Source organism: Streptomyces sp. 8L, assembly GCF_020176795.1.
Taxonomy (GTDB): Bacteria; Actinomycetota; Actinomycetes; order Streptomycetales; family Streptomycetaceae; genus Streptomyces.
In genome coordinates, this window is the sequence record NZ_JAIUKE010000373.1 from 1 (window position 1) to 12,745 (window position 12,745).

The window sequence follows — 12,745 nt, forward strand, 5'->3', positions numbered from 1 at the left end:
GCGCCAAGACCGACGCGGGCGGCACTGCGGCGGCGGCTCGCTGAGCTGCGCGGCCCCGGAGTGGCGGGCGCCCCCCCCGCCGCCCCCCCCCCCCCCCCCCCCCCCCCCCCCCCCCCCCCCCCCCGCCCCCGCCGCCGGCCGCCCCCCCCCCTTCGGTTTCCGTGGCGCCCCCTCGCGGGGAGGGGATGCCACGGCGCGCGCTACAGCTCGTAGACCGCGCCGGGCACCGCGAGCTCGGACGGCCCGTCGTACACCTCGCGGGCGTCCTCCAGGTTCCGCCTGGCGTCCGTCCACGGCGGGATGTGCGTCAGCACCAGCCGGCGCGCGCCCGCGCGCGTCGCGTGCCGGCCGGCCTCCCTGCCGTTCAGGTGGAGGCCCGCGATGTCTTCCTTGCCGTGGGTGAAGGCGGCCTCGCACAGGAACAGGTCGCTTTCCCGCGCCAGGTCCACGAGGGCCTCGTCGGCTCCGGTGTCCGCCGAGTAGGCGAGGGAGCTGCCGCCGTGTTCGACCCGGATGCCGAACGTGTCCACGGGGTGCGCCATCTTCTCCGTACGGACCGTCAGCGGGCCGATGTCGAAGGTGCCGGGCTTCAGCGTGTGGAAGTCGAAGACCTCGCTCATCGACTTGTCGCTCGGGGTGTCGTCGTAGGCCGTGGTCAGCCGCTGCTCGGTGCCCTCGGGGCCGTAGACCGGGATGGGGTCGCAGCGTCCGCCCTCGTACCGGTAGTAGCGCGCGACGAAGTAGGCGCACATGTCGATGCAGTGGTCGGCGTGCAGGTGGCTCAGGAAGATCGCGTCAAGGTCGTACAGACCGATGTGGCGCTGCAACTCGCCGAGGGCGCCGTTGCCCATGTCGAGAAGCAGCCGGAAGCCGTCGGCCTCGACGAGGTAGCTGGAGCAGGCCGATCCCGCGGCGGGAAAGGAGCCCGAGCAGCCGACGACGGTGAGCTTCATGGAGCGTGAACCTCCGTGGCGTGGATGGTGGGCGACGGGGGTCGTTCAGGTGCGGTTCGCGCGCGGAGCGTCACGTTCCGTGCGGGTCGCGCGGTTCAACGGTTGTGGTGCGGGGGTGGTTCGATCTGTCGAGCCTAAGGCGCGACCCGTCAGGCCGCTTCCCCACGACGGCGCGTTGTGGGGGAAGTCACCGGCAAGTCCACTCTTCCCGGTGTCCTGGCGGCTTCCGGGTACCTTCGGTCCATGAGTTCGTGGTGGTGGATCGCGTTGATCGCGGTGGTGGCCGCCGCGCTCGTGGCGTCGGTGGTGGACGGCAGGGCGCGGGCGGCGGAGAGCCGCAGGCAGCGGCGGGCGCGGATACGGACGAGGCCACCGGGCCGTCCTCCCGTACGACGGGGGGCGCCGCGGCCCCGGGCCGGTGAGATCTGGTGGGCCGCCGTGCCGTACGAGGACGGGCCGGGCGAGAAGGACCGGCCGTGTCTGGTGCTGTCGGTGCGCGGGAGCCGCGTACGGGTCGCGAAGATCACGACGAAGCACCACGAGGAGCGACCCGGCGTGATCGCGCTGCCGCCGGGAACGGTGGACGACGCGCGGGGCCGGGCGAGTTTCCTGGAGACGGACGAGGTGCGCGAGGTGCGGGCGGGCGCCTTCCGCCGACGGGCCGGCGCGGCGGACCCGGCGCTGTGGGAGCGGGTCAGGAAGCTCGCCTGACGCCGCGTCCGGGACGCGGCGACCGGTGCCATGGCCACCGGCGTCCCGGCCCGCGGTCCCCCGGGCCCGGGCCGCCGGGGTCACCGGGACCGGGTATTGCCGGCGGCCGGGGCCCGGACGCCCTCACGCTCAGAGGCGGCCGTGCAGCGTCTTGCGCCGGACACCCCTACGCCCAGAGCCCCGGCCGTGCGGCGTCCTGCGCCGGACAGCCTCACGCCCAGAGCTGGCCGTGGAGCGTCTTGATGGCGTCTTCGGTAGTGGCAGCCGTGTAGACGCCTGTGGAGAGGTACTTCCAGCCGCCGTCCGCGACGACGAACGCGACGTCCGCGCTCTCGCCCGCTTCGAGCGCCTTCCGGCCCACGCCGATCGCCGCGTGCAGGGCGGCGCCGGTGGAGATGCCCGCGAAGATGCCCTCCCGCTGGAGGAGTTCGCGGGTGCGGGTGACTGCGTCCGCGGAGCCGACCGAGAACCGCGTGGTCAGCACCGACTCGTCGTACAGCTCGGGTACGAACCCCTCGTCCAGGTTGCGCAGGCCGTAGACGAGGTCGTCGTAGCGCGGTTCGGCCGCGACGATCCTGACGTCCGGCTTGTGCTCGCGCAGGTACCGGCCGACGCCCATCAGCGTGCCCGTCGTGCCGAGTCCGGCGACGAAGTGCGTGATGGAGGGGAGGTCGGCGAGGATCTCGGGGCCCGTGGTGGCGTAGTGCGCGCCCGCGTTGTCGGGGTTGCCGTACTGGTAGAGCATCACCCAGTCGGGGTTCTTCTCCGCCAGCTCCTTCGCCACCCGTACGGCGGTGTTGGAGCCGCCCTCGGCCGGGGACGGGACGATCTCCGCGCCCCACATGCCGAGCAGGTCGCGCCGTTCCTGCGAGGTGTTCTCCGGCATGACGCACACCATGCGGTAGCCCTTGAGCTTGGCCGCCATGGCGAGGGAGATGCCGGTGTTGCCGCTCGTCGGTTCGAGGATGGTGCAGCCGGGCGTGAGCCGGCCGTCCTTCTCGGCCTGCTCGACCATGTACAGGGCGGGCCTGTCCTTGACCGAGCCGGTCGGGTTGCGGTCCTCCAGCTTGGCCCAGATCCGTACGTCGTCGGACGGCGACAGCCGTGGCAGCCGGACGAGCGGCGTGTTGCCGACTGCCGCGAGCGGCGCGTCGTACCGCATCAGGCCAGGCGCGTTTCGAGCGCGCCGCCGGCGACCGCCGGGAGGATCGTCACACTGTCGCCGTCCTTGACCTTGGTCTCGATGCCGTCCAGGAAGCGGACGTCCTCGTCGTTCAGGTACACGTTGACGAAGCGGCGCAGCTGGTCGCCCTTCTCGGCGTCGACGATGCGGTCCCGGATGCCGGCATGCCGGGTGTCGAGGTCCGCCAGGAGCTCGGCGAGGGTGGTGCCGCCGCCCTCCACGGCCTTGGCTCCGTCGGTGTACGTGCGGAGGATGGTCGGGATGCGGACCTCGATGGCCATGACGTCGGTCTCCTGTCGTCCTGTCGGGGCGGTCCCCCGAGGGTTCCCGGTGGTCCCGGGGCCGGTTTCCCGCCGCGTCGGCGCGGGCGGTTCTCCCCCACGCGGGGAGGCTGCTGGTGCTGGAGCGGTGAAGAGATGCTGGGCGGTACGGAGTCCGCCGACCGGTGAAGCACCGGTGGGCTGCCGGGCCGCCCGGCGTGCGGCGCCCGCGCGCGTACCCGGCTCTCAGCCGGACACGCCGCCGGGACAGATGGCGCTCGCGAGGCGGCACAGGTCGACGTGCAGCCGCGCCACGAGCAGCGGTGTGCTCGGCGTCTCGTCAGTCATGTCATGGACAACCATGCGGTCATCGTATCGATTCCCGGGCGGGGTTCCGGAGTGTGATCTCATATCGCGGACTGTGAACGTTCGCCATGCGGACCTCATGGCTGCTCGGGCGCCGGCGGGCAGGCGAGGGCCTCCGTGCGGGTGCCCTGTCCGGCGTCCGGGGCTGCGGTCGCACGGGTCCGGGGTCCAGCATCCGGACGGGCCCTCGGGCGCCGGGCCCCGGTCTACGCGCTAACGGACCGCCGCGCCCGGATCAGCGCCCGGATCGGCCTCCGGATCGCCGTCCGGCAAGTAGACGACGACCGGCGCGCCGGTGACGGGGTGCCGGGTGACCGTCGCGGCGACCCCGTAGACATCGGCGAGCAGGGCGGGCGTGAACACCTCGGCGGGCGGCCCGGCGGCGACGACGCGCCCGGCGCGCAGGACGTACACGCGGTCGCAGTAGTACGCGGCCAGGTTGAGGTCGTGCAGCGCGAGCAGGCAGGTGGCGGCGGACTCGCGGGCGACGAGGCCGAGGACGGCGAGCTGGTGGCGGATGTCGAGGTGGTTGGTCGGCTCGTCCAGTACGAGCAGCGAGGGCTGCTGCACGAGGGCGCGGGCGACGAGGGCGCGCTGCCGTTCGCCGCCGGACAGGGAGGGGAAGGCGCGGCGCGCGAGGTCGCCGACGCCGACGCGGGCGAGCGCCTCGTCGGCGAGGGCGGCGTCGGCGGCGGTGTCGCCCTCCCAGAACCGCTTGTGCGGGGAACGGCCCATGGCGACGACCTCCCGTACGGTCAGCTCGACGTCCAGGTGTCCGTCCTGCGGCACGGTCGCGACGCGCCGGGCGCGGGCCTTCGGGGTGAGGGCGGCCAGGTCGTCGCCGTCGAGCAGGGCCCGTCCGCCGGTGGGACGCAGGGTGCCGTAGACACAGCGGAGCAGGGTGGTCTTGCCGCTGCCGTTGGGGCCGACGAGGCCGACGGTCTCGCCGGGGGCCGCGGTGAGGTCGATGCCGTCGATCAGCCGCCTGCCGTCCGTCTCGTACGTCATCCCCTCGACGGTCAGGCGCGCGGGCCCGGCCGCGCCCGGCGCCCCGACGGGGGTCGGCGCCCCGGCCGTGCTCGGCGTCCCGCCGGGTGTCGGCGTCCCGCCGGGTGTCGGCGTCCCGGCGGGTGTCGGCGGTCCGGCGGGTGTCGTCCGGGTCATACGGCGCCTCCCTCGGGCCTGCGGCGCATCAGCCACAGGAAGAACGGGCCGCCGATGAGCGCGGTGAGGACGCCGACCGGGATGTCCTGCGGGGCCGCGACCGTACGGGCCGCGAGGTCGGCGGCCACCAGCACCACGGCCCCGCCGAGCGCGGCGACCGGCAGCAGGGCGCGGTGGCTCGCCCCGACGACGCCCCTGGCGGCGTGCGGCACCAGCAGCCCGACGAAGCCGACAGCGCCGCTCGATGCCACCATCACGCCGGTGACCAGCGACGCGAGCACGAAGACCACGGCACGGAAGCGGCCGGTGTCGAGGCCGAGCACCGTCGCGCCCTCCTCGCCCGCGAGCAGCAGGTCGAGGGGGCGGCCGAGCGCCATCAGCACGCCGGTGCCGAGGACGAGGACGGCTGCGGGCAGCACGAGCGTGCCCCAGCGGGCGCTGCCGAGCCCGCCGAGCGTCCAGTACAGGGCCTCCTGGAACTGCTCGGGCCGCGCGGAGACCACCAGGACGAGGGTGGTCAGCGCGGACAGGATGTACGACACGGTGACCCCGGCGAGCACCAGCCTGCCGCCCGTCAGGGAGCCGCCCCTGCGCGCGAGTCCGTAGACGAGCGCCAGCGCGACGAGCGATCCGGCGAAGGCGGCGGAGGGCATCGCGACCGTCGTGGTGATGCCCCCGCCGACCCCGATGACCAGCACGAAGACCGCGCCCGCCGACGCCCCCGAGGAGATGCCGAGCAGGAAGGGGTCGGCGAGGCGGTTGCGTACGAGCGCCTGGAGCACGGTCCCGACGACGGCGAGCCCGGCGCCGACGACGGCGCCGAGGAGTACGCGCGGCAGCCGCACGTCGAGCACAATCGTCCGCAGCGGGCTCGGGGCGGCCGTACCGGTGAGCGCCCCGACCACCTCGGACGGCGGGACGCGCACCGACCCGAGAGTGAGCCCCGCGACGACAGCGACGGCGAGCGCGACGGCCAGGCCGCCGAGCACGAGCGGGTAGCGCAGCCGGCCGAGCGCGGGGCGGTCACGGAGCGCGGCCCCGCGTGCGGGGCCGCGCCGGAGCGGCGGGCGGGAGCGGACGGGCACCCGGGGCCTACTTCGCGGTCTCGGGGTGCAGTTGCCGCGCCAAGTCCCCGATCGCGTCCGGCACGCGCACGCCGAGGACGACGTTGGACAGCGGCATCACGGCGAACCGCCTGTTCTTGACGGCCGGTACGTCCCCCAGCACCGGGTCGTCCTCCAGCCGCTTCTCCTTCTGGGCGACGGTCGTGCCGCCGTAGTCGTAGATCACGATCGCCTGCGGCTTGCGGGCGACGACCTGCTCCCAGGACGTGTCGGAGAACGACTTGGGGAGGTCGGCGAAGACGTTGGTGCCGCCGGCGCGGGTGATGATCTCGTTGCCGATGCCGCTGCCGCCCGCGGTGAACGGGGCCTTGTCGCCGCTGTCGTAGACCATCACGGACACCGGCTTGACGCCCTTGAGGCGGGCGGCGGTCGCGGCCACCCGCGCCTTGGCGCGCTTCACCCAGGCGGCGGCCCGGTCGGGCACGCCGAAGGTCCTGCCGACCTCGGTGACCTCGCGGTACAGGTCGTCCAGGGTGACCTTGCCCTTGGCGCAGCTCTCGATGTCGAGGCGGGTGTCGATGCCGGAGCCCGCCAGGTCGTCGCGGGCGCGGCCGTCCTTGGCGTCGAAGGCGCTGGCGTAGCCGCCGTAGACGAAGTCGGGGTTCGCGGCGAGGAGCCGCTCCTTGGAGGGGTACTCCTTCGCGAGGACGGGCACCGTGTCGTACGCCTTCTTGTAGGCGGGCGCGATGTGGTCGTCCAGGTACGCGGTGCCCACCATGGACCTGCTCAGGCCGAGGGCGAGCATGATCTCGGTGGCGTGCTGGTTGAGGGTGACGGCGCGCTTCGGCGGGGCGTCGTAGGTGGTCTTCACCCCGCAGTTGGTGACGGTGTAGGGGAAGCCGGCCCGGTGGGCGGTGCTCCCCGGGCCGGAGTCCGCGCCGGAACGCGAGCCGCCGGAGCCGGAGTCCGCGCCGGAGGCGGCGACGGGTATGAGCAGGGCGGCCACGGCGAGGGCGCGCAGGCGCGGGGGTACGGCGAACCGCACGGGGGTCCTCCTTCGGGGATGTCCACGTCCCCTGGGGGTCACAGAAGGCGGCAGGCCAGTTCCTGGCTTCCGTACGGGCGTGCGCGCGGGGTGCGCGGCGGGGCCGTGCGGTCACAGTGGCGGGACCGTGCCGGATTCGCACCGGCTTCCTGGGTCCTGCCGCCTCGGTATTCGAATGGGTGTCTGGCCGAGTCTCTCAGACGCCCTCTCTCAGACGACCCGGACCTCCTCCTCCGTGACGTCGCCGTCCACGATGCGGTAGGAGCGGAACTGGAAGGGGCCCGCCCCGTCGGTGTCCGCCGTGGAGACCAGCACGTAGTGGGCGCCGGGCTCGTTCGCGTACGAGATGTCGGTGCGCGACGGGTACGCCTCGGTCGCGGTGTGCGAGTGGTAGACGATCACGGGTTCCTCGTCGCGGTCGTCCATCTCGCGGTAGAGCTTGAGGAGGTCCCCGGAGTCGAACTCGTAGAACGTGGGCGACCGGGCGGCGTTGAGCATCGGGATGAAACGTTCGGGCGTGCCGCCGCCGGCCGGGCCCGCGACCACGCCGCACGCCTCGTCGGGGTGGGCGCGCCGCGCGTGCGCGACGATCTGGTCGTGCAGGTCCTGGGAGATGGTCAGCATGGGGGAAATATAAGCCGGGCCCCGCGCGCCCCGGCAGGGCGGCCGTATGCCGTACCCGCAGGGGGTCAGCGGCGGGTCCGGGGCGGTACGGGGCTCGGCGCCGGGCCGCTCCCCGGCCTACTCGGCGGGAGCGGTCGCGGGCGCGGCGCCGTCCCCGCTCCCGTCATCCCCGCTCGCGCCGTCCTCCCCCGGCGTACGGTCCTCCCCCGGCGTACGGTCCTCCCCCGGCGTACGGTCCTCGCCCGCGCCGTTCCTCGGCGTACGGGCCTCCCCCGCAGCGCTGACGGGCGTACGGGCCTCGCCCGTACCGCTTCCGGGCGTACGGCCTCCGGCGCGGCGGGCCTCGCGGTACTTCAGCGTCCGCCAGCCGGCGATGAGGCCTGCGGCCCACAGGGCGCCGACGTACAGGCAGATCCGCGTCTCGCTGTCGTACGCGATGAGGCAGGTCACGAAGGCGAGGAAGGCGAGTGCCACCCAGCTGAACAGGGTGCCGCCCGGTGCGGGGAAGGCCGAGGCGGGAAGCCGGCCGCGCACGACGGCCCTGCGGTAGCGGATGTGGCAGAGCAGGATGACCGACCAGGTCCAGATGCCGCAGGCCGTGGCGACGGAGGTGACGTATCCGAACGCGTCGCGCGGGACGAGGTAGTTGAGGACGACCCCGACGCCCATCAGGGCCACGGACACGGCGGTGCCCAGGGCGGGCGCGCGCCGCGCGTTGAGGCGGCCGAAGGCGCGCGGCGCGTGCCGGTCGGCGGCGAGGCCGCGCAGCATGCGTCCGGTGGAGTACATGCCGGAGTTGCAGGAGGACAGCGCGGCGGTCAGGACGACGAAGTTGACGATCCCGGCGGCGAGGGGGATGCCGATCTTCTGGAAGGCGTACACGAACGGGCTGACGCCCGAGGAGAATTCGCTCCAGTCGACCACGGCGAGGATGACCGCGAGCGAGCCGACGTAGAAGACGAGGATGCGCCAGGGCAGGGTGTTGATGGCCTTGGGGAGAATCCGGCGCGGGTCGGCGGACTCCCCCGCCGCGACCCCGACGAGCTCCACGGCGACGTACGCGAACATCACGCCCTGGAGCGTCATCAGGCTGGAGCCGACGCCGTGCGGGAAGAACCCGCCGTACGCCCACAGGTTGTCGGGCGAGGCGGCGCCCCCGGCGGCGGAGAAGCCGAAGGTGAGGACCCCGAGGCCGATGACGATCATGCCCACGATGGCGGTGACCTTGACCATCGAGAACCAGAACTCGACCTCGCCGAACACCCGTACGGAGATGAGGTTGACGCCGAAGAGGACCACGAGGAACGCCAGCGCGCTGAGCCACTGGGGGATGCCGGGCCACCAGAAGTGCACGTAGATGGCGGCGGCGGTCAGCTCGGCCATGGCGGTGACGACCCACATCAGCCAGTACGTCCAGCCGGTGGCGTACCCGTAGAAGGGACCGAGGAATTCACGGGCGTACGAGGCGAAGGCGCCGGACACGGGCCGGTAGAGGAGGAGTTCGCCGAGGGCCCGCATGATGAAGAAGATCACCACGCCGGCGACCGCGTACATGAGGATGATCGAGGGTCCGGCCTGGGCGATGTTCGCGCCCGCGCCCATGAAGAGGCCGACGCCGATCGCGCCGCCGATGGCGATCATCTGGATCTGCCGGCCGCCGAGCCCGCGCTGGTAGCCCTCGTCGGACGTCTCTTCTTCGGATGTCTCTTCTTCGAGTGCCCCTTCTTCAGGCACCGGTTCTTCGGGCGCCGGTCCTGAGGCCGGTCCTGGAACCGTCGGTCGGGGAGTCATGAGTACAGACCAGCGGATAGCGGCGCAAAACCACACATATAATCCGCCAGCCGGTCAGATAATTACCCCGACCGGCCCAGCGAGGCGGCGGGCCGCACCACGGCACCGCGGCAGCCGCGACGGTCACGCTTCCCGGCGGTGTCAGCCCCACGGTCCCGGCCCCGCTCCCGGCACCACCGTCACGGGACCACCGTCACGGCCCCACCGTCACAGCAGCACCGTCACGGCAGCAGCGTCTCGATCAGCGTCTCCTGGAGTGCGCCCAGCCAGAGGTAGGCCATCACCATCGGCTTGCGCGGGTCGGAGTCCGGCAGCCGGTACAGCTCGCCGCCCTCGTCCTCGTCGGTCACCTCGAGCCGGGTGCCGATGGTCAGCCGCAGGTCGTTGAGGGTGCCGAGCCACTGCTGGGACTCCTCGGCGGTGAGCTTGAGCACCCCGCCGCCCGGGCCCTCGGCCGTCAGCGCGTCGAGCGAGCGGATGACGGACAGCGCGTCGGTGCGCTTGCGCCCGCGCAGGTCGTTCTCCGTGAAGCGGCGGAACTCGGCGGAGTAGCCCCGCAGTTCCTCCCGCTCCTCGTCGGACTGGCCCTGCTTCTCGGGGTCGCCGTACGCGTCGGGGAAGAGGCGCTGGAGCGCGGGATCGGAAGGGGGCTCGCTCGGACCCTCGGTGAACAGCGACGCGAGCGGGTCGTCGTCCTCGGCGGGCTCCTCGCCGGGGCCGATCAGCTCCGCGAGCTGGCTGGTGAGCGAGCGGAGGATGGAGATCTCGACCTCGTCGAGCGCGACCGCGGCGCCGCCGCCGTCCACGGGTTCGAAGTGGCCGGCCATCAGGTGCGGTCCTGCGAGAGCGTCGCCCACAGGCCGTAGCCGTGCATCGCCTGTACGTCGCGTTCCATCGCCTCACGGGTTCCGCTGGAGACGATCGCGCGCCCCTTGTGGTGGACGTCCATCATCAGCTTCTGCGCGATCTCTTTCGAATAGCCGAAGTACGACTGGAAGACGTAGGTGACGTAGCTCATGAGGTTGACCGGGTCGTTGTGCACGATGGTCACCCAGGGCACGTCCGGCTCGGGAACGGCAAAGGTCTCCTCCGCCGATTCTGGGCGCGTGATCTCGCTCGGAGCAACACTCACGGTTCGGGACGACCTTCTCTTCCATACCGGTACGGGGCGCGCGGAGCCTGCTCGCCCTCGCGCCCTCACGATGTGCCGCGTTTCACAGCCTTGGCTACCCATGCTGCCACCCGGAGGGCCCCGTCGCACAAACGGCCCTGCTGAACCGGGGTGCGCGGGCCGCGGGACCGGAGGGACCCCCCGGAACCCCCGAACAGAAATCGTCACTCTGACGAGTAAGGGGGGTAGCATCGCGCATATGAACACTCCGGACCTGGGACTGCCGGTGGATGTGCCCTCCACCGCCCTGTTCACCGACCAGTACGAACTCACGATGCTGCAGGCGGCGCTGCGCGGCGGGACCGCGGACCGCCACTCGGTGTTCGAGGCGTTCACCCGCCGCCTGCCCGAGGGGCGCCGCTACGGCGTCGTGGCGGGCACCGGCCGGGTTCTGGACGCGGTGGAGAACTTCCGCTTCGACCCGGGCGTGCTCGGCTTCCTGCGCGAGCAGGAGATCGTGGACGAGCGGACGCTGGACTGGCTGGCCGGCTACCGCTTCACCGGCGACATCTGGGGATACCCCGAGGGCGAGGTGTACTTTCCCGGGTCGCCGGTCCTGCGGGTGGAGGGCTCCTTCGCCGAATGCGTGGTCCTGGAGACGGTGATCCTCTCGATCCTGAACCACGACTCCGCGATCGCGGCCGCCGCGTCCCGCATGTCGGCGGCGGCCGGCGGGCGGCGCCTGATCGAGATGGGCGCGCGCCGGACGCACGAGCTGGCGGCGGTGGCCGCGTCCCGCGCTGCGTACGTGGGCGGCTTCAACAGCACGTCGGACCTGGCGGCCGGGTTCCGCTACGGGATTCCGACGGTCGGCACGAGCGCGCACGCGTTCACGCTGCTGCACGACTCGGAGCGGGACGCGTTCCGCGCGCAGGTCGAATCGCTCGGCCGGGGCACGACGCTGCTGGTCGACACGTACGACGTGGCGGAGGCCGTACGGACGGCGGTGGAGATCGCGGGGCCCGAGCTCGGTGCCGTACGGATCGACTCGGGCGACCTGCTGCTGGTCGCGCACCGGGTGCGCCAGCAGCTGGACGACCTCGGCGCGACGCAGACCAGGATCGTGGTCACCTCGGACCTGGACGAGTACGCGATCGCGTCGCTCGCGGCGGCTCCGGTGGACGCGTACGGCGTGGGGACGCAGCTGGTCACGGGCAGCGGGCACCCGACGTGCTCGATGGTGTACAAGATCGTCGCGCGTGCGCAGTCGTCGGACCCGGACGCCCCGCTGCACCCGGTGGCGAAGAAGTCGCTCGGCGGCAAGACGTCGATCGGCGGCCGGAAGTGGGCGGCGCGGCGGCTCGACGCGGAGGGCGTCGCCGAGGCCGAGGTCGTCGGCACCGGCCCCGTACCGCCCGAGCTGGCGGATCGGCAGCTGCTGGCCCATCTGGTGAAGGGCGGCGAGATCGTCACGCGCGAGTCGCTGGACACGGTGCGCGAGCGGCACATCGCGGCGCGGGCCGGGCTGCCGATGTCGGCGATCCAGCTGTCACGGGGCGAACCCGTGCTTCCCACGGAATTCGTGTGACGATATCCGTAGGGGCAGGGCTCCCAGGGACGCGATTGCCAGGGGCGGGGTTCCCGGGGCGCGATTCCCTGAGCGGGGTCCCCGGGGGCGGCATCCCAGGGGCGTGGTTCCCAGGGGCATGAACAGAGGCATGAACGCGAAGCGGTCGGAAACCATCGACAGGGACGGAACGGGGGCTACGGCCATGCATCGCGCACTGATCGTGGTGGACGTGCAGAACGACTTCTGTGAGGGCGGCAGCCTCGCGGTCGGGGGCGGCGCGGACGTGGCCGCGGCCATCACGGAGCTGATCGCCCAGGCGACGGCGGGCTACCGCCATGTCGTGGCCACCCGCGACCACCACATCGACCCGGGCAACCATTTCGCGAAGCCGCCCGCCACCCCGGACTACGTGCACACCTGGCCGGTGCACTGCGTCGCAGGCACCGAGGGGGTGGGCTTCCACCCCAACTTCGCCCCCGCCGTCGCGTCGGGCGCGATCGCCGCGGTCTTCGGCAAGGGCGAGTACTCCGCCGCGTACAGCGGCTTCGAGGGCGCGGACGAGAACGGCCTCGGCCTCGCGGACTGGCTGCGGGCCCGCGAGGTGACGGAGGTCGACGTGGTCGGCCTCGCCACGGACCACTGCGTGCGCGCCACCGCGCTGGACGCGGTGCGCGAGGGCTTCACGACCCGCGTGCTGCTCGACCTCACGGCCGGCGTCACGCCCGGCACGACGGAACGGGCGGTCGAGGCCATGGCCTCGGCGGGCGTCGAACTGACGGGCAAGCCGGTCCTCCGCACCGCCTGAGGCGCCCCGCGCGGCCCCGCCCGGCACGACGGCCCGCGCGGGCCGGGACGTCAGCCGCTGGTGCGGACCCGGGGGGCGGGCGGGGTGTGGCGCCAGGG

General features: G+C 72.9%; 14 protein-coding genes and 1 riboswitch. Of the genes, 3 read left to right on the forward strand and 11 right to left on the reverse strand.

The window, feature by feature from the left end; genetic code table 11:
* Positions 1 to 200 precede the first annotated feature (200 nt).
* Positions 201 to 953 (reverse strand): MBL fold metallo-hydrolase, encoded by a 753-nt coding sequence (locus tag LCE31_RS27170; RefSeq protein WP_225018730.1) that lies wholly within the window; start codon positions 951 to 953, stop codon positions 201 to 203.
* 243 nt (positions 954 to 1,196) lie between these two features.
* Between LCE31_RS27170 and LCE31_RS27175 the strand changes: the two genes are divergently transcribed.
* Positions 1,197 to 1,664 (forward strand): type II toxin-antitoxin system PemK/MazF family toxin, encoded by a 468-nt coding sequence (locus LCE31_RS27175; RefSeq protein WP_225018732.1) that lies wholly within the window; start codon positions 1,197 to 1,199, stop codon positions 1,662 to 1,664.
* Between the two features lie 211 nt (positions 1,665 to 1,875).
* On the opposite strand, the gene LCE31_RS27180 is transcribed toward LCE31_RS27175, so the two are convergent.
* From LCE31_RS27180 to clpS, 10 genes are all read right to left on the reverse strand, one after another.
* Positions 1,876 to 2,826 (reverse strand): PLP-dependent cysteine synthase family protein, encoded by a 951-nt coding sequence (locus tag LCE31_RS27180; protein WP_225018734.1) that lies wholly within the window; start codon positions 2,824 to 2,826, stop codon positions 1,876 to 1,878.
* Complete coding sequence (locus tag LCE31_RS27185) at positions 2,826 to 3,128, reverse strand: MoaD/ThiS family protein (RefSeq protein ID WP_225018736.1); 303 nt, start codon at positions 3,126 to 3,128, stop codon at positions 2,826 to 2,828. The genes LCE31_RS27180 and LCE31_RS27185 overlap by 1 nt, the downstream gene beginning before the upstream one ends.
* A 225-nt stretch (positions 3,129 to 3,353) precedes the next feature.
* Complete coding sequence (locus LCE31_RS41335) at positions 3,354 to 3,470, reverse strand: putative leader peptide (protein WP_374118567.1); 117 nt, start codon at positions 3,468 to 3,470, stop codon at positions 3,354 to 3,356.
* 216 nt (positions 3,471 to 3,686) lie between these two features.
* Positions 3,687 to 4,481, reverse strand: coding sequence for an ABC transporter ATP-binding protein (locus LCE31_RS27190; RefSeq protein WP_225018738.1), 795 nt, complete (start codon positions 4,479 to 4,481; stop codon positions 3,687 to 3,689).
* 152 nt (positions 4,482 to 4,633) lie between these two features.
* Positions 4,634 to 5,641: a FecCD family ABC transporter permease gene (locus LCE31_RS27195; protein ID WP_225018752.1), complete on the reverse strand. Its 1,008-nt coding sequence runs from the start codon at positions 5,639 to 5,641 to the stop codon at positions 4,634 to 4,636.
* Between the two features lie 88 nt (positions 5,642 to 5,729).
* Positions 5,730 to 6,746 carry an ABC transporter substrate-binding protein gene (locus LCE31_RS27200; protein WP_225018740.1) on the reverse strand — a complete coding sequence of 339 codons (1,017 nt, stop codon included), beginning with the start codon at positions 6,744 to 6,746 and terminating at the stop codon, positions 5,730 to 5,732.
* Positions 6,747 to 6,782: 36 nt separating this feature from the next.
* A riboswitch (cobalamin riboswitch) is annotated at positions 6,783 to 6,921 on the reverse strand.
* A gap of 35 nt (positions 6,922 to 6,956) precedes the next feature.
* Positions 6,957 to 7,370: a Mov34/MPN/PAD-1 family protein gene (locus LCE31_RS27205; protein ID WP_225018743.1), complete on the reverse strand. Its 414-nt coding sequence runs from the start codon at positions 7,368 to 7,370 to the stop codon at positions 6,957 to 6,959.
* A 117-nt stretch (positions 7,371 to 7,487) separates the two neighbouring features.
* Entirely contained in the window at positions 7,488 to 9,011 is a 1,524-nt protein-coding gene (locus LCE31_RS27210) for an amino acid permease (RefSeq protein ID WP_225018753.1), read from the reverse strand.
* A gap of 371 nt (positions 9,012 to 9,382) precedes the next feature.
* Entirely contained in the window at positions 9,383 to 9,988 is a 606-nt protein-coding gene (locus tag LCE31_RS27215) for a DUF2017 domain-containing protein (protein ID WP_225018745.1), read from the reverse strand.
* On the reverse strand, positions 9,988 to 10,293 hold the full coding sequence (gene clpS / locus LCE31_RS27220) for an ATP-dependent Clp protease adapter ClpS (RefSeq protein WP_225018747.1): 306 nt from the start codon (positions 10,291 to 10,293) through the stop codon (positions 9,988 to 9,990). The genes LCE31_RS27215 and clpS overlap by 1 nt, the downstream gene beginning before the upstream one ends.
* 238 nt (positions 10,294 to 10,531) lie before the next feature.
* Between clpS and LCE31_RS27225 the strand changes: the two genes are divergently transcribed.
* Both LCE31_RS27225 and LCE31_RS27230 read left to right on the forward strand, forming a co-directional pair.
* Positions 10,532 to 11,860, forward strand: a complete 1,329-nt coding sequence (locus LCE31_RS27225; protein ID WP_225018748.1) for a nicotinate phosphoribosyltransferase — start codon at positions 10,532 to 10,534, stop codon at positions 11,858 to 11,860.
* A 184-nt stretch (positions 11,861 to 12,044) separates the two neighbouring features.
* On the forward strand, positions 12,045 to 12,647 hold the full coding sequence (locus tag LCE31_RS27230) for a nicotinamidase (RefSeq protein ID WP_225018750.1): 603 nt from the start codon (positions 12,045 to 12,047) through the stop codon (positions 12,645 to 12,647).
* Positions 12,648 to 12,745: the final 98 nt, after the last annotated feature.